Source organism: Arabiibacter massiliensis, from assembly GCF_902386925.1.
GTDB lineage: Bacteria > Actinomycetota > Coriobacteriia > Coriobacteriales > Eggerthellaceae > Arabiibacter > Arabiibacter massiliensis.
Genome location: NZ_LR698996.1, coordinates 384,553 through 410,881 on the forward strand (window position 1 = coordinate 384,553; position 26,329 = coordinate 410,881).

At 68.2% G+C, this 26,329-nt stretch carries 22 protein-coding genes; 18 read left to right on the top strand and 4 right to left on the bottom strand.

Features of this window, described 5'->3' with window-relative positions; translation table 11 throughout:
* Window position 1: 1 nt before the first annotated feature.
* From fmt to FX134_RS01660, 11 genes are all read left to right on the top strand, one after another.
* Window positions 2-958, top strand: coding sequence for a methionyl-tRNA formyltransferase (gene fmt / locus FX134_RS01610; RefSeq protein ID WP_080797228.1), 957 nt, complete (start codon window positions 2-4; stop codon window positions 956-958).
* Window positions 951-2,381 carry an RsmB/NOP family class I SAM-dependent RNA methyltransferase gene (locus tag FX134_RS01615; RefSeq protein ID WP_080797229.1) on the top strand — a complete coding sequence of 477 codons (1,431 nt, stop codon included), beginning with the start codon at window positions 951-953 and terminating at the stop codon, window positions 2,379-2,381. Before fmt ends, FX134_RS01615 begins: the two co-directional genes overlap by 8 nt.
* A 152-nt stretch (window positions 2,382-2,533) precedes the next feature.
* A complete protein-coding gene (locus FX134_RS01620; protein ID WP_080797230.1) occupies window positions 2,534-3,115 on the top strand; it encodes a helix-turn-helix domain-containing protein in 582 nt (193 codons plus the stop codon).
* Between the two features lie 127 nt (window positions 3,116-3,242).
* The gene (locus FX134_RS01625) at window positions 3,243-5,024 is read left to right on the top strand and encodes an AMP-binding protein (RefSeq protein WP_080797231.1); all 1,782 of its coding nucleotides are present in this window, start codon (window positions 3,243-3,245) and stop codon (window positions 5,022-5,024) included.
* A gap of 134 nt (window positions 5,025-5,158) precedes the next feature.
* Window positions 5,159-5,866: a nucleotide-binding protein gene (locus FX134_RS01630; protein WP_080797232.1), complete on the top strand. Its 708-nt coding sequence runs from the start codon at window positions 5,159-5,161 to the stop codon at window positions 5,864-5,866.
* 68 nt (window positions 5,867-5,934) lie between these two features.
* Window positions 5,935-6,141: a 4Fe-4S binding protein gene (locus tag FX134_RS01635; protein ID WP_080797233.1), complete on the top strand. Its 207-nt coding sequence runs from the start codon at window positions 5,935-5,937 to the stop codon at window positions 6,139-6,141.
* A gap of 6 nt (window positions 6,142-6,147) precedes the next feature.
* A complete protein-coding gene (locus FX134_RS01640) occupies window positions 6,148-7,221 on the top strand; it encodes a 3-methyl-2-oxobutanoate dehydrogenase subunit VorB (protein WP_080797234.1) in 1,074 nt (357 codons plus the stop codon).
* A 3-nt stretch (window positions 7,222-7,224) separates the two neighbouring features.
* A complete protein-coding gene (locus FX134_RS01645) occupies window positions 7,225-8,073 on the top strand; it encodes a thiamine pyrophosphate-dependent enzyme (protein WP_080797235.1) in 849 nt (282 codons plus the stop codon).
* The gene (locus tag FX134_RS01650; protein ID WP_080797236.1) at window positions 8,070-8,606 is read left to right on the top strand and encodes a 2-oxoacid:acceptor oxidoreductase family protein; all 537 of its coding nucleotides are present in this window, start codon (window positions 8,070-8,072) and stop codon (window positions 8,604-8,606) included. The genes FX134_RS01645 and FX134_RS01650 overlap by 4 nt, the downstream gene beginning before the upstream one ends.
* 146 nt (window positions 8,607-8,752) lie before the next feature.
* Window positions 8,753-9,304: a helix-turn-helix domain-containing protein gene (locus FX134_RS01655; protein WP_080797237.1), complete on the top strand. Its 552-nt coding sequence runs from the start codon at window positions 8,753-8,755 to the stop codon at window positions 9,302-9,304.
* A 157-nt stretch (window positions 9,305-9,461) separates the two neighbouring features.
* Window positions 9,462-11,135, top strand: a complete 1,674-nt coding sequence (locus FX134_RS01660) for an AMP-binding protein (RefSeq protein ID WP_080797238.1) — start codon at window positions 9,462-9,464, stop codon at window positions 11,133-11,135.
* A gap of 136 nt (window positions 11,136-11,271) precedes the next feature.
* On the opposite strand, the gene FX134_RS01665 is transcribed toward FX134_RS01660, so the two are convergent.
* Window positions 11,272-12,366 (bottom strand): hypothetical protein, encoded by a 1,095-nt coding sequence (locus FX134_RS01665; protein WP_080797239.1) that lies wholly within the window; start codon window positions 12,364-12,366, stop codon window positions 11,272-11,274.
* Between the two features lie 151 nt (window positions 12,367-12,517).
* Here FX134_RS01665 and FX134_RS01670 point away from each other — a divergent pair, with 151 nt between their 5' ends.
* From FX134_RS01670 to FX134_RS01690, 5 genes are all read left to right on the top strand, one after another.
* On the top strand, window positions 12,518-12,895 hold the full coding sequence (locus FX134_RS01670; protein ID WP_080803640.1) for a peptide chain release factor family protein: 378 nt from the start codon (window positions 12,518-12,520) through the stop codon (window positions 12,893-12,895).
* Between the two features lie 76 nt (window positions 12,896-12,971).
* On the top strand, window positions 12,972-15,320 hold the full coding sequence (locus tag FX134_RS01675; RefSeq protein ID WP_080797240.1) for an HAD-IC family P-type ATPase: 2,349 nt from the start codon (window positions 12,972-12,974) through the stop codon (window positions 15,318-15,320).
* A gap of 227 nt (window positions 15,321-15,547) precedes the next feature.
* Entirely contained in the window at window positions 15,548-17,530 is a 1,983-nt protein-coding gene (locus FX134_RS01680; RefSeq protein WP_080797241.1) for a sensor histidine kinase, read from the top strand.
* The gene (locus FX134_RS01685) at window positions 17,523-18,233 is read left to right on the top strand and encodes a response regulator transcription factor (RefSeq protein WP_080797242.1); all 711 of its coding nucleotides are present in this window, start codon (window positions 17,523-17,525) and stop codon (window positions 18,231-18,233) included. The genes FX134_RS01680 and FX134_RS01685 overlap by 8 nt, the downstream gene beginning before the upstream one ends.
* Window positions 18,234-18,564: 331 nt before the next feature.
* A complete protein-coding gene (locus FX134_RS01690; protein ID WP_080797243.1) occupies window positions 18,565-20,388 on the top strand; it encodes a fibronectin type III domain-containing protein in 1,824 nt (607 codons plus the stop codon).
* Here the strand turns inward: FX134_RS01690 and pdxT are convergent.
* Both pdxT and pdxS read right to left on the bottom strand, forming a co-directional pair.
* Window positions 20,385-20,978, bottom strand: a complete 594-nt coding sequence (pdxT, locus tag FX134_RS01695) for a pyridoxal 5'-phosphate synthase glutaminase subunit PdxT (protein WP_080797244.1) — start codon at window positions 20,976-20,978, stop codon at window positions 20,385-20,387. The genes FX134_RS01690 and pdxT overlap by 4 nt on opposite strands.
* A gap of 10 nt (window positions 20,979-20,988) precedes the next feature.
* The gene (gene pdxS / locus FX134_RS01700; protein ID WP_080797245.1) at window positions 20,989-21,885 is read right to left on the bottom strand and encodes a pyridoxal 5'-phosphate synthase lyase subunit PdxS; all 897 of its coding nucleotides are present in this window, start codon (window positions 21,883-21,885) and stop codon (window positions 20,989-20,991) included.
* Between the two features lie 123 nt (window positions 21,886-22,008).
* Here pdxS and pdxR point away from each other — a divergent pair, with 123 nt between their 5' ends.
* Window positions 22,009-23,445 carry a MocR-like pyridoxine biosynthesis transcription factor PdxR gene (gene pdxR / locus FX134_RS01705; protein ID WP_172623333.1) on the top strand — a complete coding sequence of 479 codons (1,437 nt, stop codon included), beginning with the start codon at window positions 22,009-22,011 and terminating at the stop codon, window positions 23,443-23,445.
* A 7-nt stretch (window positions 23,446-23,452) separates the two neighbouring features.
* On the opposite strand, the gene FX134_RS01710 is transcribed toward pdxR, so the two are convergent.
* Window positions 23,453-24,694 (bottom strand): DEAD/DEAH box helicase, encoded by a 1,242-nt coding sequence (locus tag FX134_RS01710; protein ID WP_080797247.1) that lies wholly within the window; start codon window positions 24,692-24,694, stop codon window positions 23,453-23,455.
* 325 nt (window positions 24,695-25,019) lie between these two features.
* Here FX134_RS01710 and FX134_RS01715 point away from each other — a divergent pair, with 325 nt between their 5' ends.
* Entirely contained in the window at window positions 25,020-25,997 is a 978-nt protein-coding gene (locus tag FX134_RS01715; protein ID WP_080797248.1) for an aromatic ring-hydroxylating oxygenase subunit alpha, read from the top strand.
* Window positions 25,998-26,329 lie beyond the last annotated feature (332 nt).

Sequence of the window (26,329 nt, forward strand, 5' to 3'; positions counted from 1 at the left end):
CATGCGCGTCGTGTTCATGGGCACGCCGGAGTTCTCGGCTACCATCTTAGAAGAGCTCGCACAGCACCACGAGGTGGCGGCCGTCTACACGCGGCCCGACGCCGTGCGCGGCCGGGGCAAGCGCCTCGAGCCCTCGCCGGTGAAGCGCGTCGCCGAGCGCCTGGGCATCGAGGTGCGCACGCCGCGCACGCTGCGCGACGAGGAGGCCCAGCGCGATCTGGCGGCTCTCGAGCCCGACGTCGTGTGCGTGGCCGCCTACGGGGCCATCCTGCCCAAGGCCGTGCTCGACATCCCGCGCCTGGGCTGCCTGAACGTGCACGCCTCGCTCCTGCCGCGCTGGCGCGGCGCGGCGCCCATCGAGCGCGCGGTGCTTGCGGGCGATGCGGAGGCGGGCGTGTGCATCATGCGCATGGAGGAGGGCCTGGACACGGGCGCGTACTGCGTGTGCCGCACGGCCGCGATCGAGGGCAAGGGAGTCGAGGAGCTCGTCGATGAGCTGGCCTATCTCGGCGCGCACGCGCTGCTGACGGCGCTCGTGCACGTGGAGCGCGGTGCGGTGGAGTGGACCGAGCAGGACGAGTCGCTGGCCACCTACGCCTCCAAGATCGAGAAGGGCGAGCTGGACCTCTCGCCTGAGCACGCCGCCTCCGCGCTCGCGCGCAAGGTGCAGGCGTCGAGCAGCGCGCATCCCTCGCGCGCCGTCGTGGCGGGACGCGGAGTCACGGTTCTGCGCGCGGCCGTTCCCGCCGACGCTGCGGGACGCGAGCTCGCGGGGGGCATCGCGCCCGGCGAGGTGCGCTTCGCAGGAAAGCGCCTGTTCTTGGGCGCGGCCGACGGCGCCCTCGAGCTTGCGCTCGTGAAGCCCGACGGCAAGCAGGCCATGGACGCGAAGGCCTTCGCCGCCGGCGTCCAGGGCATCAAAGAAGGCGGCATGACCTGGGAGGAGCCCCGTGCCTGAGAAGAGACCCGAGCGACGCGAGCCCAAAGGCTACGCCGGCCCCAAGAATCCGCCGAAGAAGAAGCCCCGCTCCAAGGCGAGCCCCGCGCGCCTGGCCGCGCTCGACGTGGTGCGCGCCGTGCGCGAGCGCGACGCGTTCGCGCAGGAGGTCATCGGCACGCGCATCGACCGCTCCGACCTCACGTCCGAGGACCGCGCGTTCGCCACGAAGCTGGCGCTCGGCGTGGTGAGCGCGTGCGGCACCCTCGATGAGATCATCGATCGCGCACTCGACAAGCCCTCCGACGTGCAGCCCGACGTGCGCGACGCGCTGCGCGTGAGCACCTACGAGATCATCTTCCTGGGGAAGACCCCCTACGCGGCCGTCGACCAGGGCGTGGAGCTCGTGCGCTCGTTTGCGATGAGCGCCGCGGGCCTGGCCAACGCCGTGCTGCGCAAGATCGTGCTTCTGCGCGGGGCGTTCCCGTTCGGCGATCCGATGCGCGACCTGGAGGCGCTCGCGCGGCTGCACGCGTTCCCGGTGTGGCTCGCGCGCAAGCTCATCGCCGATCTGGGCCCCGAGGCCGCCATCGACTTCATGCGCGCCTCGAACGAGCAGGCGCCGCTGTTCATCGCCGTCAACGCCATCAAGGTGAAAGACGAGGCGCTGGTGGCCGCCTTCGAGAAGATCGACGAGGGGCTCGACCCCATCTCGATCGACGGCGCGCCGATCCCCGGCTGCTATCGGGTGCTCGACACGCGCGCCCTCTTGCTTCCCGAGGTGAAGCGGATGTTCGCGCAGGGGAGGATCCTCGTGTCGGACGCCGCGTCGCAGCTGGTCGCCGCGTCGGTGCTGCCCGAAGCCAAGCCGGCGAGCCTGCTCGAGATCGGCGCCGGCCGCGCCACGAAGACCATCCTCTTGCAGAGCTGCGCGCAGCGCGCCTGGGGCTCGCAGATCGAGGAGCACGTTGCGCTCGACAACCACGCCTTCAAGATGAAGGTGCTCAGGGAGCGCGTCGACCGCTACGGCGCGCAGGTGTCCGAGGCGCTCACGGGCGACGCGCTCAAGCTGGGCGACGCGGTGGGCGAGCGCGCGTTCGACCTGGTGTTCGTCGACGCGCCGTGCTCGGGCCTGGGGACGCTCCGCCGCCACCCGGAGATCCGCTGGCGGCTCGAGCCGGCCGGCATCGCGAGTTTCGCGCGCGTGCAGCTGGGCATGCTCAACGAGGCCGCGTCGCACGTGGCCCCGGGCGGCACGCTCGCCTACGCCACCTGCACGGTGACGCGCGAGGAGAACAACGGCGTGGTGAAGGCGTTCCTGGAAAGCGAGGCGGGCGCGGACTTCAAGCTGGCTCCCGTGAACGGCCGCTCGTGCGTGGCCACCCGCCTGACCGACAACGCCCCCGACGCCCACTTCGCCGTGAGGTTCGTCCGCAAGGGCTGAAGCGCTGCGCTCAGGATGGCAGAAGCGGCCCGGAACCGGCGGGGCGCTTTTTGTTTCCAAATGATTTCATCTTCGGATGAATCGAAGCGGATTGCTATACAATAGACGGACTTTTTCACACCGACGATGCATGAGAAGGAGGTCAAGCGACTGTGGAGCCGAACATCAAAGAGGTGGCTGGGCGCATTCGGGCCCTGCGCGAGGACCTCGACATCACGCAGCAGGAGATGGCCGACGCGACGGGCCGCTCGCTGGCTGAGTACGCCGCCCAGGAGTCGGGCGAGCAGGACCTGTCGTTCACGTTCCTGTTCAAGTGCGCGCAGCGTTTGGGCGTGGACGTCATCGAGCTTCTCACCGGCGAGGACCCGCACCTCACGGGCTACTCGCTCACGCGGGCGGCCGAGGGACTGTCCATCAAGCGCCGCGCGGGCTTCGAGTACCTGCACAAGGCGCCCCACTTCAAGAACAAGCTGGCCGAGCCGTTCCTGGTCATCGCGCCCTACCTCGAGGAGGAGCAGGAGCAGCCCATCCACCTGTCCTACCACAAGGGCCAGGAGCTCGACTTCATCATCTCCGGCAAGATGCGCTTCGCCTACGAGGACCACGTGGAGGAGCTCGAGGCGGGAGACCTGCTCATGTACGACTCCGGCCGCGGCCACGGCATGATCGCCACCGGCGGCGAGCCGTGCACGTTCCTCGCCGTCGTCATGAAGCCGAACGGGGAGATTATCTAGGCGCTGCCGCCCGATCGGCCCGCCTCTCGCGCGGGCTGGACGAGCAGGCTGCGCCCTCGAACCCGATGATCCCATCCGTCTCGCGGCGGACACGCCCGCCGCATCGCTTGCAAGGAAGAGAACGCTCATGAGAAACATCAACCTCCGCTTCGTCGAAGAGACCTACGACGAGGAAGGCCTCCTGACCGATTTCGCCGTCAAATGCCCCGAGGGCTTCAACTTCGGCTACGACGTGGTCGACGACATCGCCGTGAATGACCCCGACCGCCGCGCCATGGTGTGGTGCAACCCCGAGGGCGAGGAGCACGTCTTCACCTTCGCCGACATGAAGGAGTGGTCGGACAAGACCGCGAACTTCCTGGTGGACGCGGGCGTGCGCCGTGGCGACTACGTCATGGTCATCCTGCGCCGCCACTACCAGTTCTGGTTCGTGGCCACGGCGCTCGCGAAGCTGGGCGCGGTCATGGTGCCCGCCACCTTCATGCTCAAGGAGCACGACCTGGAGTATCGCCTGAACGGCGCGTCCATCAAGGCGATCATCGCCACGTCGCTCGGCGACATCGCGAACGTGGTGGACAACGTGGCGGGCGCGTGCCCCACGCTCGAGGTGAAGATGCTGGTGAACGGCGCGGGCGGCGGCCTCACGCCCGAGGACGCGGAGGGCAACCTGGTGTTCCCCGACGACGGCCTGCCGCTGGGCGCGGCGCTCTCCGGACCGGACGGCGTGTGCGCTGTCCCCGCCGAGCGCGAGGGCTGGCTCGACTTCAACACGGGCGTGCGCGCCGCGAGCGCCGACTTCGCCCGCGTGGAGACGCTGGCTGCCGACCCCATGCTCATGTACTTCTCGTCCGGCACGTCGGGCAACCCCAAGATGGTGCTGCACGACTCCGAGTACGCCATCGCGCACCTGGTCACGGCCAAGCACTGGCACAACGTGCAGCCCGACGGTCTGCACTTCACCATCGCCGACACCGGCTGGGGCAAGGCCGTGTGGGGCAAGTACTACGGCCAGTGGCTCATGGAGGCGTGCGTGTTCACCTACGACTTCGACCGCTTCCATCCCTCCGAGATACTCTCGCTCATCGGCAAGTACGGCATCACGACGCTGTGCTGCCCGCCCACGATGTACCGCATGATGATGGCCGAGGACGTGGACGCCTACGACCTGCATACGCTGGCGTACTCCACCACGGCGGGCGAGGCCCTGAACCCCGACCTGTTCGACTTCTGGAAGGAGCACACGGGCCTCACCATTTACGAGGGCTTCGGGCAGACCGAGACGCCGCTCACCATCGCGAACCTCACGGGCTCCGTGCCGCGCCCCGGATCGATGGGCAAGCCGGTGCCGCTGTACAACGTGGAGATCCAGCGCGAGGACGGCAGCCGCTGCGACACGGGCGAGACGGGCGAGGTGTGCATCGACGTGCGCGAGAAGGCCGCCGGTATCATGCTCGAGTACTACCGCGACCCCGAGAAGACGGCCGCGGCCGTGCACGACGGCTGGTACCACACCGGCGACACGGCCTGGTGCGACGAGGACGGCTACTTCTGGTACGTGGGCCGCAACGACGACGTGATCAAGTCGAGCGGCTACCGCATCGGGCCCTTCGAGATCGAGAGCGTGCTGTTGGAGCACGAGGCCGTGCGCGAGTGCGCGGTGACGGGCGTGCCCGACCCCGTGCGCGGCAAGGCCGTGAAGGCCACCGTGGTGCTGGCCGAGGGCTTCGGCGGGTCGACCGAGCTTACGAAGGAGCTCCAGACCTGGGTGAAGAAGCGCACCGCGCCCTACAAGTACCCCCGCATCGTGGAGTACGTGGAAGCCCTCCCCAAGACCGTGAACGGCAAGATCCGCCGCGCCGCCATCCGCCAGGAGGACGAGAAGCCCAAGACCCCCGAGGGGCTGGTGTGATGGGTGCAAATTGTCATCCTGAGCGCAGCGCGCAGCGCGGAGTCGAAGGATCCCGTGCGGCGCTAGCAGGCAATCCTCCGGTTGACACCGCGCGGGATCCTTCGACTCCGCTTCGCTCCGCTCAGGATGGCATCATGCCCAAAGCGCCGGTGCTCGTGGTCACCGGGCATTACGGGGTGGGGAAGACCAACCTCTCACTCAACCTGGCGCTCGACGCGGCGGCGCGCGGGCTGGAGGTCACGGTGGTCGACCTCGACGTGGTGAACCCGTTCTTCCGCTCGAGCGACTACCGCGCGCTGCTCGACGAGGCGGGCGTGCGGATGATCGCGCCCGTGTTCGCCGGCACGAACCTGGACGGGCCGAGCCTGTCGGGCACCATCCTGCCGGCCATCGAGCAGGCGCGCGCGGCGGAAGGTCGCCTGCTCGTCATCGACGCGGGCGGCGACGACGTGGGCGCCACGGCGCTCGGGCGCTTCGCGAAGACGGTGGCGGCCGGCCCCTACGAGATGCTCTACGTGGTGAACCGCAGCCGAAACCTCACGCAGGAGCCCGCCGAGGCGGCCGAGGTGCTGCGCGAGATCGAGGCGAAGTCGCACCTCAAGGCCACGGCCGTCGCCAACAACACGCACCTCCAGGCCGACACTGACGAGGCCGTGATCGCGCAGGGCATCCCCTTCGCCCAGGAGGTCGCCCGCCTCACGAGCCTGCCCCTCGCCTTCACCACCGTGCCTGACGAGACGGCTCGTCAGGACGCTGGCCGGAGATTTTCCCGCTTTGGGCCGAATGCGGGCGTGCACGGGGTCTATCCTGTGCGAGTATATGTGAGAACTCCCTGGCAATAGACGAGAGAGCTGCGGCGGCGCTTCGGCGGCGGCGCGCGAGCATACGAACGAGACGAGGAAGGCGGATCATGGCGAGAATCAGCGTAGACGACTCCTTCTGCAAGGGGTGCGGCCTGTGCGTGGACGCATGCCCCGTGCATATCATCGAGCTTGACAACGACACGATCACGGCGAAGGGCTACCATCCGGCGCACTGCATCGACATGGACGCGTGCACGGGCTGCGCGTCGTGCGCGCTCATGTGCCCCGACGTGGCCATCACGGTGGAAAGGTAGGCGAGCATGGCAGAGAAAGTGCTCATGAAGGGCAACGAGGCGCTCGCCGAGGCGGCGCTGCGCGCGGGCTGCCGCTTCTTCTTCGGGTATCCCATCACGCCGCAGACGGAGCTCGCGGCGTACATGTCCAAGCGCATGCCCAAGGTGGGCGGCACGTTCCTCCAGGCCGAGAGCGAGATTGCGGCCATCAACATGGTGTACGGCGCCTCGGCGGCCGGCGCGCGCGTCATGACGTCGTCCTCCTCGCCGGGCATCTCGCTCAAGGGCGAGGGCATCTCGTACATGGCCGGCGCGGATCTGCCGGGCGTCATCATCAACGTGCAGCGCGGCGGCCCGGGCCTCGGCGGCATCCAGCCCTCGCAGGCCGACTACTGGCAGGCCACGCGCGCGCTCGGGCACGGCGACTTCCGCGTGGTGGTGTACGCGCCGTCCACGGTGCAGGAGATGGCCGACCTCGCGTTCACGGCCTTCGATGTGGCGGACAAGTACCGCACGCCCGTCATGATCCTGGCCGACGGCATGCTCGGGCAGATGATGGAGCCCGTGGTCATGCCCGAGCCGCATGACGAGCAGATCGAGAAGCCCTGGGCCACCACCGGCCACAAGCACCAGCGGCCGCACAACGTGGTGAACTCGCTCTACCTCACGGCCGACGAGCTGGAGCGCCTGAACGTCGAGCGCTACGAGCGCTACGCCGTCATCGAGCGCGACGAGCAGCGCGCCGAGACGTTCCTCACCGAGGACGCCGACGTGGTGGTCGTGGCCTTCGGCGCGAGCGCCCGCGTGGCGCGCAGCGCGGTGGTCGAGGCGCGAGCGAAAGGCGTGAAGGCCGGCCTCATCAGGCCGATCACGCTCTGGCCGTTCCCCGTGGACGCGCTCGAGGCCGCGGTGCCCACCGCCAAGGCCTTCCTCACCGTGGAGATGAACATGGGCCAGATGGTGGACGACGTGCGCCTCGCCGTGAACGGGCGGCGCCCCGTGGAGTTCTTCGGCCGCACCGGCGGCGTCATCCCGACGCCCGTGGAGGTGCTGGCCCAGATCGAGGACCTGAACGAACGCATACGTAAGGGAGGGGAGTAGACCATGGCCGAGAAAGAGACCAAAGTGGTGTTCGAGCGCCCGCATGCGCTCCTTCCCGTGGTGACCAATTACTGCCCGGGCTGCACGCACGGCATCATCAACCGCCTCGTGGCGGAATGCCTCGACGAGCTGGACGTGGAGGGCGACGCCGTGGGCGTGGCCCCCGTGGGCTGCTCCGTCATGGCCTATGACTTCTTCGGCTGCGACATGATCGAGGCCGCGCACGGGCGCGCCCCGGCGGTGGCCACGGCCGTGAAGCGCGTGCATCCGGGCGGCGTGGTGTTCGCCTACCAGGGCGACGGCGACCTCGCCTCCATCGGCATGGCCGAGACGATACATGCGGCCACGCGCGGCGAGAACATCACCGTCATCTTCATCAACAACGCCATCTACGGCATGACGGGCGGCCAGATGGCCCCCACGAGCCTGCCGCACCAGGTGACGCAGACCTCGCCCTACGGCCGCGACACGGAGGAGTGCGGGTTCCCCATCCGCGTGTGCGAGCTTCTGAGCTCGCTCGACGGCGTGGCGTACCTCGAGCGCGTGACGGCGGACACGCCGAAGAACGTGCGCAAGGCGAAGAAGGCCATCAAGAAGGCGTTCCAGACGCAGATCGACGGCGCGGGCTACTCGCTCGTGGAGGTGGTTTCCACGTGCCCCACGAACTGGGGAATGACGCCGCAGGACTCCATCGCGTGGATGCAGGAGAACATGCTGCCGTACTATCCGCTGGGCGTGTACAAGGACGTGCGCGCCGAGGGCTACGCGAACGCGGCCGAGGCTGCGGCGGCCCGCGCGGCGGACTGCCCGATCGCGAATCCTGCCGCGCAGGCGGAAGGGGGTGCGCGATGAGCGAGTCTTTGAACATCGTGCTCGCCGGCTTCGGCGGCCAGGGCGTCCTGTTCGCCGGCAAGTTGATCGCCTACGCCGGCTTGCTTGAGGACCGAGAGGTGTCGTGGCTGCCCTCCTACGGCCCCGAGATGCGCGGCGGCACCGCGAACTGCAGCGTGTGCCTCTCTGACGATCCCATCGGAAGCCCGCTCGTGCTCGCGCCCAACGCGCTCATCGCCATGAACCAGCCCTCGCTCGACAAGTTCGAGGCCAGCGTGGCCGAAGGCGGCGTCGTGGTGGCCGACTCCACGCTCATCGCGCACATCCCGGACATCCCGGGCGTGCGCATGTGCGCCATCCCCGCCACGGCCATGGCCGAGGAGGCCGGGTTCAAGAAGCTGGCGAACATCATCATGGCCGGCAAGCTCTACGCCGAGACGCGCTTCTGCGCCGAGGATACGCTCTGGAAGGCCATCGAGAAGTGCGTGCCTGCCAGCAAGGCCGCCATGCTCGAGATGAACAAGCGCGCTTTGCGGATAGGAATGGACGCGTAAAGACGTTGTCATCCTGAGCGAGCGAAGCGAGTCGAAGGATCCCGAGCGGCGCCAGCAGTGACGCGTTCAGCTATCGCCACACGGGATCCTTCGACTCCGGCCTAGCGGCCTCCGCTCAGGATGACAGTATGTTGGAAAGGAAAGCGATGGTTACCGAATTCGCCGAGATCGGCCTGCGCATCAAGGGCCTGCGCGAGGCGTGCGACGTCACGGTGGAGGACATGGCGCGCGAGCTCGAGGTGCCGGTGGAGAAGTACCTGGAGTGGGAGGCCACGGGCGCGGACGTGCCCATCTCGGCCATCTACCACATGGCGCACCACTTCGGCGTGGAGTTCACGGAGATCCTCACCGGCACGGCCGCCAAGCTGCAAACCTACCAGGTGGTGAGAAACGGCGAGGGCCGCGAGGTCGACCGCTATCCGGGCTACCACTTCGAGGATCTGGCTTGGCGCTACACCGGCAAGATCATGCAGCCGCTGCTGGTGGTGCTCGACCCCTCCGACGAGCCCGCGAAGCTCGTGACCCACACCGGCCAGGAGTTCAACCTGGTCATCGAAGGCACGGTTATCGTGACCTGGGAGGACAAGGAGTTCGAGCTCAACGCCGGCGACAGCATCTACTTCAACCCGGAGCATCCGCACGGCCAGCGCTGCGGCGGCGACGTGCCCGCCAAGTTCGTCACGATCATCGCCGAGTAGGTTGTCATCCTGAGCGAAGCCCGCAGGGCGTAGTCGAAGGATCCCGAGCGGCGTGAGCAGGAAGAGCCCCTGCCGGCGCCATGCGGGATCCTTCGACTCCAGCGGCTGCGCCGCCTCCGCTCAGGATGACAAAAGGAACCGAGAGAAAGCACGACCCGTGAACCATATCCTGAAAAAATACTGTCCGCGCATCGAGTTCGACTCCTACGAGGACTTCTTCGAGAATTTCCGCATCGACGTGCCCGAGGCGTTCAACTTCGGGTTCGACGTCGTGGACGAGTGGGCGCGCGTGGAGCCCGAGAAGCGCGCGCTCGTGTGGTGCGACGACCACGACCATGAGCGCACGTTCACGTTCACCGACCTGTCGCGCCTGTCGAACCAGGCGGCCAACGCGTTCAGCAAGCTCGGCATCGGCAAGGGCGACGTGGTGATGATGATCCTGCGCCGTCGCTGGGAGTACTGGGTGTGCGCGGTGGCGCTGTGCAAGCTGGGGGCCACCATCATCCCCGCGTCGCTGCAGCTCACGAAGAAGGACATCGTCTACCGCGCCGAGAGCGCCAAGGTGAAGATGGTCGTGTGCGTGGACGACGACTACGTGTGCGGCCAGATGGAGGAGGCGCTGCCGGAGTCGCCCTCCATCCGCGAGCGCATCATCGTGGCCGGCGCGCGCGAGGGCTGGACGCCGTTCGACGAGCTGATCGCGGGCGAGTCCGACCGGTTCGAGCGCCCGTGCGGCCCGGCGGGCGTCACGAGCAAGGACATCATGCTCATCTACTTCACGTCCGGCACCACGGGCCTCGCGAAGGCGGTGTGCCACAACTTCGCGCATCCGCTCGGGCACATCATCACCGCGAAGTACTGGCAGCAGGTGGAGGAGGACGCGCTGCACATGAGCGTGACCGACTCGGGCTGGGCGAAGTTCGGCTGGGGCAAGATCTACGGCCAGTGGATCGCGGGCGCCGTCATCTTCGCCTACGACATGGACAAGTTCGTGCCGACGAAGCTCTTGCAGAAGATCCAGGACTACAAGCTGACCACCTTCTGCGCGCCGCCCACCATGTACCGCTTCATGCTGCAGGAGGACGTGGCGGCCTACGACCTGTCGAGCGTGAAGAACTTCGCGACGGCCGGCGAGCCGCTGAACGCCGAGGTCACCATCGCGTGGAAGCGCCTGACCGGCAAGAACATCCGCGAAGGCTTCGGGCAGACCGAGGGCCCGGTGCTCCTGGCCACGTTCCCGTGGATCGAGCCGCGCCCGGGCTCGATGGGCAAGCCGTCGCCGCTGCTCAACGTCAAGCTTTTGGACGACGACGGCAACGAGGTGCCCGACGGCGAGGAGGGCGCCATCTGCGTCACGGGCCTGAAGGAGGCGTACCCGCCGGGCCTGTTCGTGGGCTACTACCGCGAGCCGGAGCGCACGCGCGAGGCCGTGGGCGGGGAGTACTACAACCTGCACGACATGGCCTGGCGCGACTCGGACGGCTACTGCTTCTTCGTGGGGCGCAACGACGACGTGATCAAGTGCTCGGGCTACCGCATCGGTCCCTTCGAGGTGGAGAGCGCGCTCATCGAGCATCCGGCCGTGGTGGAGTGCGCCGTGACGGCTGCGCCCGACCCCATCCGCGGTAAGGTGGTGAAGGCCACCGTCGTGCTGGCGCGCGGCTACGAGCCCTCCGACGAGCTGGTCAAAGAGCTGCAGAACCACGTGAAGAAGACGACCGCGCCGTATAAGTACCCGCGCATCGTCGAGTTCGTGGACGAGCTGCCTAAGACCATCGGCGGCAAGATCAAGCGCAAGCTCATCCGCAACAACGACGGCATAGAAGACTAATCTGTTCCGGCGGTCTGCCGACCGCCGGAACTGCTCGACGCTGCGAAGCCAGGGGGCTTCTCGCTGTTTTACTACGCCAACCTGTGCGCTAGTTTTCGCGCTGTCGCGCGAATCGGCTGGTTCGGTGCAAGCGTCCTTATAGCTCCCGGGCCATGGCAAGCGTTCTCGTGATCCACTCGCGCGCGGCCGGCAGGCGGTATCCGGAGAAGCCGGCTTCCTTCAGCAGCGCGTCCACGGTCTGCTCGGGCACGTCGAGGTTCGCGAGCGAGCGGAGGTCCACGCCGCGTGCGGCGATGTCGCGCAGGTGATCCCAATAGGTTCCGACTGGGCCGAACGTCGTCGCATGCGCTGCCGGATCAGCGACGGCGGCGCACGCCATCTCCTCGGTGTCCTCGTAGAAGAGGCTGCGGCCGTTGTCGTACAGGGGGTAGAACGACTCGCCCATGTCGCTCATCTTGAGCGCCATGTTCGACAGGTGCCGGTCATCCTGGCGCGTCACGAAGTCGAGCAGGATCATGCGGTGGAAGTCGTCGGCGAAGCCGGGCCGCGCTTCGAGCAGGTTGTCGAGCTCGTTCTCGCCGCGCGGCCCGTTGAACAGGCGGCGCAGGTGCACGAGGTACTCTTTGGTGAAGTCGTACACGAACTCGGAGAACACGGAATCGGCGTCGAAGCGGCGGGCAGGGCAGCAGGGGATGCCCATCTCGCGCGCCAGCAGGTAGACGGCGATCTCCGACTCCACGTCGGTGGAAAGCGGGCTGATACGCTGCTTCACGATGCCGTATTTCCCCTGGAAGGCGGCATAGCGCTTGACGTTCACGCCTTCGGGCGTGTTCACGCTTCCGCCCTCGGCGTCGATGCGATGGAGGAACACGGATTCGAACACGTCGGTGGTGGCGTCCGCGAGCTTGTCGTCGGCGCGGGCGGCCATCCACAGCTCGTCCTTCGGGTTGACCGCGTGGGTCGCGTCGGCGATCCTGAACGCGTCGTACTCCGAGAGCCCGCAGCGGAACAGGAGCTTTTCGATGTCGCGGCGCTGAGGGCTCATGATGCGGTCGGAGAGGAACTCGCGGAACTCGCGGGCCGTCCACTCGTGCGAGCCGCGCGTGTAGAGGGAGACGGTCGGATTGTAGTCGGGCTGCGTGAAGGAGACGGACAGGTCGTCGCACACAACGCCGATCACGTCGTCGGCCCATTTGAGGTAGCGGTGCGCGTTGCCGGCCACGTCTTCCATCCTTTCCTCGAGTCGCTGCATCGAGTGCATTCTACCATGCCTCCCACGGCGGGGTAGAGCGCCGCACGTGCTTGTGGGTCTGACGGGGGAAACGAGCAAATGTCCCAAAAGGGGACTGTCCCCTTTTGGGACATTTGCTATGATGCTGCGCATGGATTCGGAGCAGCCGACATACCGGGACTTCGCACGGTGGGCGCAGATGACGCTCGAGGAGATCGAGCGCGACTGCGACATGCAGGCGTTCCGCGCGAGCGGGCCGGGCGGGCAGTGCGTGAACACCACCGACTCCGCCGTGCGCATGGTGCACGGGCCGAGCGGCATCGCGGTCACGTCGCGCGAGTCGCGCAGCCAGTTCCGCAACCGGCAGCTGTGCTTGCAGAAGCTCCGCCGCCTGTTCGAGGCGAAGGCCCGCCCTCCCAAGGCCCGCCGGCCTACGAAGCCCTCGCGTCGCGCGAAGGAGGCGCGCCTGGCCGACAAGCGCCGCCGGGCGCAGGTGAAAGCGCAGCGCCGCCCCGTGGACGGGGAGTGAGGGCGCCGCCGAGCGGCGAAGCGCCTCTTCCGATACAATGGTGCGCATGCGGCGAGGCGATCCTTAAGGAGGAGCGGTGGAAGACGAGGTGCGCGGGCTGACCGCAGCGGAGGTGGCCGAGCGCGTGGCCGCTGGCGCGGTGAACGTGGACGCGAGCGTGAAGACGCGCTCGGTCAAGCAGATCGTGCTGGAGAACATCTGCACGCTGTTCAACCTGATCAACGTCATCCTGGCGCTGTTCGTGCTGGTCACCGGCTCGTTCAAGAACATGCTGTTCATGGTGGTCATCGTATGCAACGTGTGCATCGGCATCGTGCAGGAGATCCGCTCGAAGCGCACCACCGACCGGCTCTCCATCGTGGCCGGCTCGAAGGCCACGGTCGTGCGCGACGGCCAACGCGTAGAGCTGCCGCTTGACGCGCTCGTGCGCGACGACGTGATCGAGCTCGGCCGCGGCGACCAGGTGCCGGCGGACTCCGTGGTGGTGTCCGGCGCGTGCGATGCGAACGAGAGCCTGCTCACCGGCGAGAGCAAGCTGGTGAAGAAGGCGGCGGGCGACGAGCTGATGAGCGGCTCGTTCGTGAACGCGGGCACGGTGCTCGCTCGCGTGGAGCACGTGGGCGCCGAGAACTACGCCGCCAAGATATCCGCCGAGGCCAAGCGCCGCAAGGCCGTGAACTCGGAGATCATGAACAGCCTGAACGGCATCATCAAGTTCGTGAGCTGCATCATCTTCCCGCTCGGGGCGCTGCTGTTCGCGCGCATGTTCTTCAGCGGCGAGGGCGTGGCGCTCAACCAGGCCATCCTCTCCACTGTGGCGGCGCTCGTGGGCATGATCCCCGAGGGGCTGATCCTCCTCACGTCCACGGTGCTGGCCGTGGCCGTGGTGCGCCTCGCGAAGTCGAAGGTGCTCGTGCAGCAGCTCTACTGCATCGAGACGCTCGCGCGCGTGGATACGCTCTGCCTGGACAAGACGGGCACCATCACCACCGGCGCCATGGAGGTGGCCGCCGTAGAGGCGGTGCCCGGCGCGGATGCGGGCGAGGTCGAGGCCGCCTTCGCGTCCATCGCGCGGGCCGACGAGGATCCGAACGACACCGCCCAGGCCATCCTCGCGCATTTCGCGGGTTCGGCCGCGCGGACGCTCGCGCCCGTGCGCATGGTGCCGTTCTCGTCGGACAAGAAGTGGTCGGGCGCGGTGTTCGAGGGCGGGCGCGCCTACGTGATGGGCGCGGGCCGGTTCGTGATGGGCGAGGCGTTCTCGCAGGTAGAGGAGCAGCAGAACGCGCTGGCGGCCGACGCGCGCGTGCTGCTGCTCGCGCGCGTGGAGGGCTTCGACGAGGACGGCGGCATCGTCGGCGCGCCCGAGCCGCTGGGGTTCGTGGCCATCCACGACCAGATCCGCGCCACCGCCGCGCAGACCATCGGCTACTTCAAGGAGCAGGGCGTCGACCTGAAGGTCATCTCCGGCGACGACCCGCGCACGGTGTCCGGCATCGCCGCCAAGGTGGGCGTGCCGCACGCCGAGGAGTTCGTGGACGCCTCCACGCTGGCCGACGACGACGCGTCGGTGGACGAGGCCATCGCGCGCTACAGCGTGTTCGGCCGCGTGAAGCCCGAGCAGAAGAAGGCGTTCGTGCTGGCCCTGCAGCGCGCGGGACATGTGGTGGCCATGACCGGCGACGGCGTGAACGACACGCTGGCCCTCAAGGCGTCCGATTGCAGCGTGGCCATGGCGGCCGGCTCCGACGCGGCTCGCAACGTGGCGCAGCTGGTGCTCGTGGACAACGACTTCGCCGCCATGCCCAAGGTGGTGGCCGAGGGCCGGCGCTCCATCAACAACCTGCAGCGCTCGGCGTCGCTGTTCCTGGTGAAGACGCTCTTGTCCATGTCGCTGGCGGTGCTGTTCGTACTGCTGCCGTGGCAGTACCCCTTCCAGCCTATCCAGATGACGCTCATCAGCGCGTTCACCATCGGGCTGCCCTCGTTCGTGCTGGCGCTCGAGCCCAATAGGGACCGCATCAGGGGGCGCTTCCTGGAGAACGTCATCGTGCGCTCGATTCCCGGCGCGGTGTGCGCCGTGCTCACCATCCTCGCGGTGAACCTGGTGGGCTACGGCTTCCTGCACCTGGACTACGCGCACGTGTCCACGCTGTGCGTGCTGCTCACGGCGTGGATCGGCGTGCTTCTGATCGTGCGGCTGTCCATCCCGTTCACGCCCATCCGCTGGGCCCTGCTGGTCGTGGTAGTGGGCGGCACGGTGCTGGGAGCCACGCTGCTGCACAACCTGTTCGGCATCGAGCCCTTCACGCCGGGCATGACCGCGCTGTTCCTGGTGCTGGCCGCGCTGGCCACGGGCCTGTTTCGCGTGCTGTACGCCAAGATGGACGCCTGGCACGCCAAGCGCCTGGCGAAGATGGTGTAGCCTGTTTCCCCAATGTCATCCTGAGCGGAGGCGCGCAGCGCCGAAGTCGAAGGATCCCGTGTGGGCCTTCAGGCCGCAAAGCCTTGCGGCCGCCCTCGCGCGGGATCCTTGCACCTCGTGCCCAACGTCGCTCCGCTCAGGATGGCAACCTCTGCTAGAATGGGGCGCTATGGGTCGCGAACTGCGGTGCGCGGCCGGGCGACGGAGGCCGGAGGGAGGCGGGGCGCATGGGATCGAGGCGCGAGAAGGCGACGCTTGCGGCGGTGCTCGCGGTCATGCTGCTCGTATGCTTCGCGCTCGTGTTCCTGCGCAACGACTACCGCTTCCAGATCGTGCACCTGGAGGAGGTCGAGTCGACGACCGGCACCTGGGACCTTTCGGACGTCGACTTCTCGAACACCGTGGTGAAGATCGTGGGCGATGTGGAGTACGTGGAGGGCGCCATCCTCACGCCTGACGAGTTCGCCGCGCGCGAGGGGGAGGCGCTCACGGGCGACCCGGGCTACGCGTACCAGGCGCTCACGAGCCGCATCCGCCTTGTGATGCCCGAGGAGCGCACATACGCGCTCTGCGATTCCAGCATCGACTTCGCGCACCGCCTGTTCATCGACGGCGAGGAGCGCTTCGCGGCGGGCGTCCCCGCCGAGACGGCCGACGCCTTCGAGCCCGGCTACCAAACGTTCTCGCTCGAGGCGTACGCGCACGGCGGGCGCATCGAGGTCGTGCAGCAGGCGGCCAACTTCGTCCATCGGGAGAGCGGCGGCCATGACGGCATCCTGGTCGGCCTGCCGCCTGTGGTGCACGCGTTCATCGACGCGAAGGGCGATATCGAGCTGGTCACGCTCGGCCTGTTCCTGGCGCTCTTCCTGGTGAACCTGGCGCTGTGGGCGTTCTTCCGCTCCTACAAGAGCAACCTCATCTTCGCGCTGCTGAGCCTGGTGTGGGCCGTGCGCACCGGCATCACCGGGGCGAAGATGCTCTACGAGGTGTTCCCTATGCTGCCGTGGGAGGCGGCGTTCAGGGTGGAGTACCTCACGCTGCCGCTCGGATGCATCCTCGTGGTGCTGCTGGTGGCCGACCAGTTCCCCGGCGTCATGCGCACCTGGGCGCGCCGCGCGGCGCTGGGCGCGTCGGCGGCGTTCGCGCTCGCGTTCCTGGTGGCCGACACGCTGTGGATGAGCCATGCGCTCACCGCGTACTACGCGGTGTTCACGGCCATCATCGTCTACCTGGTCGTGCGGTTCGCCCGCACGATCCCGGCGCAGGTGCGCGCGCGGACGCTCACGGCGGGGCAGGCCGTGGCGCTGGCGGCGCTCGCCGTGTTCATGTACGCCGCCGTCCACGACGCCCTTTACTACCTGGGCATCTACTTGTTCGGGGTGAAGCGCGCCCTCGCGGAGCCCGCCATGCTGGTGTTCGCGCTCTTCCAGATGGCCGCGAACTTCCACGGCACCATGCGCGAGGTGGCCGAGGCGCGGCTGCGCGAGGAGCGCGCCGAGAGCGAGCGGGCGGCGCTCGCCCAGGTGAACGAGCTGAAGAACGGATTCTACGCCGACCTGTCGCACGAGATGCGCACGCCGCTCACGGTGATAGCGGCCAACGCGCAGTTCGTGGCCGACGCGCTCGAGGAAGGGCGCACCGACGGCGAGACGGTGGACGACCTGCGCGCCGTGTCGGCCGAGGCGCGCCGCCTCTCGCAGCTGGTGTCGAGCATGGTGGACGTGAGCCGCATGCAGGAGGGCGCGCGGGGCCGCGCGACCGTGAGTGTGGAAGACCTCGTGCGCGACACGGCGCAGCTGTACCGCTCGCTGCTGGCGCGGCGGCGCAACGGCCTGGAGGTGGAGGTGGAGGGCGGCCTGCCCGAGGTGGGGGGCGACGCCGACCAGCTGGTCCAGGTGCTCGTGAACCTGCTGGCGAACGCGAACCGCCACACCGCGCACGGTACGGTGAAGGTACGCGCCGAGCGTGCGGAGGACGGCGGCGTACGCGTGAGCGTGTCCGACGACGGCGAGGGCATGGACGCCGCGACGCTGTCGGCCGCGTTCGAGCGCTACGCGCGCGGCGACGAGGCGGGAAGCGGCCTGGGGCTTCCCATCTGCAAGGGCATCGTGGAGCGCCACGGCGGCAAGATGGGTATCGAGAGCGAGCCGGGAGCGGGCACGCAGGTGTGGTTCACGCTGCCGGCGGCGAAGGAGGACGCGCATGGGTGAGGGCCGACGGGCGGGAACGGTGCTTTTGGTGGAGGATGACGAGAGCGTGCTGCGGACGAACCGCCGCGTGCTCGAGCATGCGGGCTACGCGGTGCAATGCGCGGCCACGCTCGAGGAGGCGTGGCGGTTCTTGGGCGAGCAGCCGCCTGACGTCATCGTGCTCGACATCCTCATGCCCGACGGCAGCGGCATCGACTTCTGCGAAAAGGCGCGGCCCCTCACGCCCGCGCCGGTGTTGTTCCTGACGGCGCTCGACGAGCGGAGCGAGGTGCTGGAGGGCCTGCGCGCGGGCGGCAGCGACTACATCACGAAGCCCTATGACGTGGATGAGCTGGTGGCGCGCGTGGACGCCCAGCTCTCGCTCGCGCGCATGAACCGCGTGGCGCAGAGCCGGACGCTCGTGCGCGGCCCGCTCGTGTGCGACCTCGTGGCGCACCGCGCCTACCTGGGAGGGCGCGACCTTCTGCTCACGTCCAAGGAGTTCGCGCTTTTGCTGGTGCTGGCGCGCAAGCCCGGCTGCACGCTCTCGCCCGAGCACCTCTACGCCACCGTGTGGAACCAGCCCCTGGTGAGCGGCGCCGCCACGCTGCGCCGCCACCTGTCGTCGCTGCGCCGCAAGCTGGAGGAAGCCGGCGGCGGCTGCACCGTCGAGGCCGTCTACGGCAAAGGCTACCGCTTCGAGGAGGAAACCCCGTCATCCTGATCGGAGCATCGCGGATTGTCATCCTGAGCGGAGCGCGTCGGCGACGTGCCCTTTGTCATCCTGAGCGGAGGCGGCGAAGCCGCCGGAGTCGAAGGATCCCGTGCGGTGCCAGCCGGAAGTCTCCCGGCTATCGCCGCGCGGGATCCTTCGACTACGGCGCTACGCGTCTTCGCTCAGGATGACAACCAGGCTCCGCTCGCTCAGGATGATAACCAGCTCCGCTCGCTCGGGTGGTATCCTGTGAATCGTGAAATTGCCGTAACCTTTCCCGTCGATTCCCTTTCCTATGGTTTGATGCCTCGATAGGTGAAAACGAGGAAAGGGTTCACTCATGACGGGATGCACGACAGGCACGAGGGTAGGTCGGCGGATGCTCGCGCTGGCGTTCGCGGGGATCCTCTGCGCGGCCGCGAGCCTGGTCGCGACGATTCCGGCGTTCGCCGCCGACACCCACACCATCACGATCAAGGCGGACAACGGTGCCGTCGTCGATCCTGCCGGCTTGCCCCTCGGGGCGCCCACGAGGTACTATGAGGCGCAAGCGGGATCCGATCTGACGTTCATGTTCTACCCTCATAACCCAGACGGGCCGCAGTTTCGCATCGATAAGGTGCTGGTGGACGGCGTGAATGTCACTAAAAGCCTTGACTGCGGCACGTACACGCTGAGCAACATACAAGCGGACCATACGATCGAGGCGAGCTCCGTGTCGAGCACGATCGACGTGGAGGGCTTCGGCTTCACGGGTGATATCGCGCTGGGTGATACCATGACGATCACGCCCTCGCCCGCGGGTGGGAACTGGTGGATTTCGGATCGATCCGTGCTCGGTTTTCAGTCGAACGGCGAGGGCTCCTACACGCTCACAGGATTGAAGCCCGGCAACGCCTACGCCATGTACTCCGTCGATGACGGCAAAGGCCCCTTGATCCGTCGAATCTCCATCAAAGTCACCCACATCGCGTTCGATGTGGGCAACCTCAAGTACGAGGTGGTCACGGAAGGCGCTCCCGGCGGAGCGGGTGCGCCCGGCGAGAACACGGTTCGGGTGATCGGGGGAGCTGACGGGGCGTCGCTCGAGAGCATCGTCATCCCTGCGCGGGTTTCGGGTTACGTCGGCAGTCCCGGAACCGTGTTCGAGGTGGCGGGCATCAAATCCTCTGCCTTCTCGGACAACACGACTCTCGAGAGCGTGGATTTCTCGAGCTGCGATGTCGGCAATTCTTTTTCCGTTGGCAACGATGTCTTTAGGGGATGCACGAGCCTCAAGCAGCTCGTCTTCGGGCAAAAGACCGCTCCCACGATAGTCAATGCGTTCTACCTTGCACCCGATGACGGCACGGTGTACTACCCTGAAGGCGCCCAAGGCTACCGAACGGGTATGTTCAAGGCTGTGGACGGCGGCAACCAGCTGCCTAACTGGACGTTCGAGTCCTACCCGGCCCCCACCGCGCCGCAAAGCCTCTCCGCGGTTCCCGGAGACGGGAAGATCGGCCTCTCCTGGACCGCGCCGGCGGGCGTCATGGGCATTCAGAAGTACCAGTACTCCGTTACGGCCGAGGGCGGCGCCGACTCCTGGCAGGACGTGCCCGGCTCCGACCGCTCCACCGCAAGCTACGAGGTGACGGGCCTCGAGAACGGCACCGGCTATACCTTCAAGGTCCGCGCGATCAACAGCGTGGGCGCGGGCGAGGCGGCCAGCGTCACGGCCGCGCCGCCGGTCAAGCTGGTCGCAGTCGTGACGCCGCGCGCGGTGGCGGGCATCGCGAATGGCACGCCGCTTGCCGACATCCCGCTGCCGAGCCAGGTGACGCTCAAGACCGAGAAGGGGGACAGGCTCGCCGACGTCGCGTGGGACAGGACGGCGACGAAGCCCGCCTACGATCCGGCATCCCCGTCCAAGCAGACGTTCGCCGTGTCCGGTACCGTGACCCTGCCCGCCGGCGTGTCCAATCCGGGCGACGTTCCCCTCGAGACGAGCGTCTCCGTGACCGTGGACGCGAAGGTCGCGCCGGCGAAGCCGCAGCCGTCGGATCCCTCGCAGCCCAAGCCCCTTCTGCGCACGGGCGACGGCGTGCTGCCGCTCATACCGCTCGGCATCGCGGTCATCGCCGGCGGCGCCGTGCTCGCGGCGAGGAGGCTCCGCCTGCGCTAGGTCGCTGAAGTCGGCGGCGCATGCCTGATCGAGGCGAGGAAGGCGGCGTGGACGGCATCGGAGGCGTCCAGCTCGGGATGGAAGGCGAGGGCCCATTGGTTGCCGTGGCGCGCGGCCACGGTGTTGCCGTCCACGCAGGCCAGCACTTCGACGCCCGGGCCCGCCGCCTCCACGTAGGGCGCGCGGATGAACGTGCACGGCACCTGCCCGACGCCCGCGAGCTCGGCGTGCGTGCGGAAGCTCTCGAGCTGGCGGCCGTAGGCGTTGCGGCGCACCGTGATGGGCATGGTGGCCAGGTGGGGCTCCTCGCGCGGCTCGATGCGCTCGGCCAGGAGGATCATGCCCGCGCAGGTGGCGAGCACGGGCAGGCCGGCCTCGATGCGCTCGCGCAGGGGCTCGAGCATCCCCAGCTCGCGGAGCAGCCGGCCCTGCACGGTGCTCTCGCCGCCGGGCAGCACAAGCGCGTCGAAAGGGCGCTCCAGGTCGGCGCGCTGCCGCAGCTCGAAGCAGGTCGCCCCCAGCCGATCCAGCTTGCGCTCGTGCTCGACGAAGGCGCCCTGCACGGCCAGCACAGCGACGACTGTTCCCATCGCGGCGCCCTTACTTCCCGCGCTCGGCCATGAGCACGTCGATCTCGTGCTCGTTGATGCCCACCATGGCCTCGCCCAGGTTCTCCGACAGGTGCGCGATGAGCTCGGCGTCCTCGAAGTTGGTCACGGCCTGCACGATGGCGCGGGCGCGCTTAGCCGGATCGCCCGACTTGAAGATACCGCTGCCCACGAACACGCCCTCCGCGCCCAGCTGCATCATGAGCGCCGCGTCGGCCGGGGTGGCCACGCCGCCTGCGGCGAAGTTCACCACGGGGAGCCTGCCCTCGTCGTGCACCTCGCGCAGAAGCTCGAGCGGCACCTGCAGGCGCTTCGCCTCCTCGTAGAGCTCGTCTTCGGCCATCGCCGCCACCGCGCGGATCTGGCCCATGATCAGGCGCATATGGCGTACGGCCTGCACGACGTCGCCCGTGCCCGGCTCGCCCTTCGTGCGGATCATGCTCGCGCCCTCCGCGATGCGGCGCAGCGCCTCGCCCAGGTCGCGCGCGCCGCACACGAACGGCACGGCGAAGGCGTTCTTGTCGATGTGGAACACGTCGTCGGCGGGGGAGAGCACCTCGCTCTCGTCCACGTAGTCGATGCCTAGGGCCTGGAGCAGCTGCGCCTCCACGAAATGGCCGATGCGGCACTTCGCCATGACGGGGATGGACACGGCCTCCTGTATGCCGCGGATCATGGCCGGGTCGCTCATGCGCGACACGCCGCCGGCCGCGCGGATGTCGGCGGGGATGCGCTCGAGCGCCATGACCGCGCACGCGCCGGCGTCCTCGGCGACGCGCGCCTGCTCGGGGGTGGTCACGTCCATGATCACGCCGCCCTTGAGCATCTGGGCGAGCGAGCGGTTCAGCATGCGGCGGTCGGCCTGCGGTTCGGGTGCGGTTTCTGCCATGAGTAGGCTCCTTCTTCTTCGCGGTTTTATGTCGAACGAGGATAGAGTGAAAGTGGGTATGATAGTATGTCCAAAACGAAAGCAATCGATAAGGCCAGAAGTAGGCCAGCTGAGGAAGTCGTCATGCTCACGTACTCGTTCGACGACCGGGAGGGGGAGAGCCTCTACGGGCACCTCTACCGCTGCATCAGGCGCGACATCGAGTCGGGCGCGATCCCGGCGCATGCGAAGCTGCCCTCGAAGCGCGCGTTCGCGAAGCACCTGGGCGTGAGCCTCATCACGGTGGAGGGCGCCTACCAGCAGCTCATGGCTGAGGGCTACGTGCGCTCGGAGCCGCGCCGGGGCTACTTTGCGAATCCCATTGCCCCTCCGCCCGACCCCGCACCGGAAAAATGGCATAAAAGGGGACTGTCCCCTTTTATGCCATTCGGGGCATCCGAGCCGGAGCTTCTGGCCGACCTGTCCGGCGGGTCGGCGGCTGCGGAGCTGTTCCCGTACGCCGTGTGGGCGCGCACGATGCGCGAGGTGCTCTCGCGCGAGCCGGAGCGCGCGCTCTTGGGCGCGTCGCCGGCCATGGGAGCGCTTCGGCTGCGCGAGGCGCTGGCCGGCCATCTGCGCGCCTTCCGGGGCCTGGAGGTCGACCCCGCGTGCATCCTGGTGGGCTCGGGCGCGCAGACGCTCTACAACCTGCTGGTGCAGCTGCTCGGTCGCGGTCTGCGCTACGCGGTGGAGGATCCGGGCTACCCGCGCCTCACGAGCGTCTATCGGGCGAACGACGTGGAGCTCGACCACGTGCCGCTCGACGCGGGCGGCATCGACGTGGCGGCGCTCGCCGAAAGCGGGGCGCAGGTGGCGCACCTCATGCCGTCGCATCAATACCCCACGGGCATCGTCACGTCCGTGAGCCGCCGCTACGAGCTTCTGGGCTGGGCGAACGACGCGCCCGACCGCTACGTGGTCGAGGACGACTACGACTGCGAGTTCCGCCTGGCGGGACGTCCCATCCCCGCCATGAAGAGCATCGACGCGGGTGGGCGCGTCGTCTACCTCAACACGTTCGCGCGCAGCCTCGGGCCCGCCTTCCGCATCGGCTACGCGGTGCTGCCCGCGCCCCTGGCCGAGCGGTTCCAGCGCGAGTTGGGCTTCTATTCCTGCACGGTGTCCACGCCCGAGCAGCTGGCGCTCGCGCGGTTCATCGAGAACGGCGACTTCGAGCGCCACGTCAACCGCATGCGCAGCCACTACCGCGGCGTGCGCGACGAGCTGTTGGCCGCGCTGGCGGCGTGCCCCGCGGCCGGGCGGCTGTCGGTCGAGGGGGCGGAGGCGGGCCTGCACTTCCTGCTGCGCGTCGATTCCTCGGCGTCCGAGGCCGACCTCGCCGCCGCGGCGCAACGCGAAGGGGTGGCGCTCGCGCCGCTCTCGGCGTTCCGTCAGCGCCCGGTCGAAGCCGCCGCCGAACAAGACGCGCCCGCCTTCGTGGTGAGCTACGCCGCCCTCGACCGTGCCGCCGTCCCGCACGTGGTGGAAGCCCTCGCCCGCGCCGTCGCGGCGGCGGGCTGAGGCCGGTCTACCTGCGGCGGCCGAAGCCGGTGGGGTTGCGGCGCAGGGAGCGGGAGAACGCGGCGCTGCCCACGGTGGTCTTGGGCACGAACTGGTTGGCGAGCGCGCGCTCGGCCTCGGTGGCGTCGTAGCCCTCCACGGCGAGCGTCGGGATCTTCGAGCCCAGCAGCTTCTCGATGTCGAGCAGCTGCGCCTTCGCCTCGGGGCTCACGAACGAGATGGAGCAGCCGGCCTCCCCGGCGCGCCCGGTGCGGCCGATGCGGTGCACGTAGTCGTCGGGGTTCTCGGGCAGCTCGTAGTTCACCACGTAGGCGATGTCCGGCACGTCGATGCCGCGCGCGAGCACGTCGGTGGCCACGAGCACGTCCACGTCTCCCTTGCTGAACGCGGCGAGCGCCCGCTTGCGCTGGACCTGCGTCTTGTCGGAATGGATGGACTCCGCGCTGAAGCCCGCGCGCTTGAGCTGGCCCACGCAGATCTCGGCGCGCGTCTTGGTGTCGGTGAACACGATGACGCGCTTGCTGCCGCGCTCGGCGAGCAGCAGGCGCAGAAGCTCGGGCTTCTTCATGGAGCCCACGGGCACGATGAACTGCTCGATGGTGTCGGACGTTTCGCCCTTGTGCGCCACCTCGACGAACGCGGGGTCGCGCAGGATGGCCGAGACGCTCTGCATGACCTTGCGGTCGAGCGTCGCGGAGAACAGCAGCGTCTGGCGCGAGGCGGGCGTGGCGGCCACGATCTTCTTCATGGCGGGCCAGAAGCCCATGTCGAGCATGCGGTCGGCCTCGTCGAGCACGAGCATCTCCACGTCGCGCAGCTTCACGTCGCCGCGCTCCATGAGGTCTTGGAGGCGCCCCGGCGTGGCCACGAGGATGTCCACGCCGCGCGAGAGCTTCGAGAGCTGCCCCTTGTAGGGCACGCCGCCCACCACGGTGACCACGCGCAGGTCCGAACCCTTCGCCAGCTGCGTGCAGGCGGCGTCGATTTGCAGGGCCAGCTCGCGCGTGGGGCTCACGACGAGCGCGCGCGGCGAGCCGGGCTTCTTCGCGTGGCCGATGCGCTCGATGACGGGCAGCGCGAAGGCGGCCGTCTTGCCGGTGCCGGTGACGGCGGCGGCCACCACGTCGCGGCCCTCAAGGGCGATGGGGATGGCCTGCTCCTGGACGGGGGTGGGGGTGTCGTAGCCTATCCGCGCGACGGCGGCGAGGGCGGTCTCGGACAGGCCGAGGTCTTCGAATGTCGAACTCAAAGCGTATCTCCAAGCTGTGCGCGGGTCTCGCGCGGCGCGACGGCTTTGCGGGCCGACTCGCGTCGTGCGCGGCGCGGGGAAGGTGCGCGCCGATCACCTGCGACTATGATAGCGCATCAGGCGCGTTCACGGGAAAACTGCGCGAACAAGCCGCAAAGGGGAGTGGCGCGGGGAGCGGGAGGCGGGGAGCGAGCGCGTTGCCTTCGCGATGCGTAGGGGTTGAAGGGTCGTTGGTTGCCTCGCATGTCGCAGGAGCGCGACAATGGGAAGCGAACGAACGCTACGCGCGCGACAGCCCGCGCGCTTTCCGGAAACGAGGCCCCTCATGATCCCGAACCAGTGGTACGCCGTCCTGTCGTCCTCCGAGGTGAGGCGCGGCCGCCCCGTGGGCGCCGTGCGCTTCGGGAAGCGCCTGGTGTTCTGGCGCGACGAGGACGGAAACGTCGCCTGCCTGGACGGCACGTGCTGCCACCGCGGCGCGGATTTGGCGGCGGGACGCGTGGAGGGCGGCCACGTGCACTGCCCCTTCCACGGCCTGCGCTACGCCGCCGACGGGCGCGTCGTGGCCATCCCCGCGAACGGCCTGGAAGCCGAGGTGCCCGAGAACTTCCGCGTGCGCCCGTGGCTCGCGGTGGACGCCTTCGGCTTCATCTGGGTGTTCAACGGCAAGCCCGAGGACGCGCCCGACGACCTGCCGATGTTCGAGGAGCTCCGCCACGGCTTCCCCTACGCCGAGCGCTCGGAGGTGTGGGACGTGCACTACTCGCGCGCCATCGAGAACCAGCTCGACGTGATCCACCTGCCGTTCGTGCACTCCAACACCATCGGACGCGGTCACAAGACCCTGGTGAACGGCCCGGTGACCAGGTGGGACGACGAGACGCTCACGTTCTACGTGAAGAACGAGCCCGACCACGGCCAGACGCCGCAGAAAGCCGACGAGATCGAGGATTGGCAGGAGCTCACCAGCCTGCAGTACCGCGTGCCGAACCTTTGGCAGAACCGCATCTCGGATGACCTGCGCATCATGGCGGCATTCGCGCCCATCGACGAGGAGCACACGAAGATCTACCTGCGCCTCTACCAGCGCATGGTTCGCGTGCCGGTGCTGCGAGGCCTCGTGTGCGCCGACGGCAACGTGGCCAACGGCGTGATCCTGCACCAGGACCGCCGCGTGGTGCTCACCCAGCGCCCGAAGAAGACCGAGCTCCAGATGGGCGAGAACCTCCTGCGCGGCGACAAGCCCGTCATCGAATTCCGCTCCCGCCGCGACGAACTCAAACGCGCAGGGAAGGGGCGTTAGCCCTCCGCGAGCTTGCGGTAGGAGGTGGCGGCGGTCTCCCTGCCCAGCTTCGAGACGTCGCCCTTCATGAACGCGCGAAAGCAGGTCTATTTTGTTTGTGCTCTGTTCAAAATTTGCGTCTGTGCGAGCTGTTAGATTAGACTAACACGCTCATGCGAGTGCGGCGGTTCTTGCGACCAGGCCTTATGGACGAAGGCGAGGCGAATTTGGAAGTTAGCCATAAGAAACAGCTCGCACAGACGCAAATTTCCCGCCCGTCTCTTATAAACATCTCCGAGTCCACGAGACGGAATCCCATCTCGTCTGCCGTCTTTTGGTTGAAAAAAAACAAA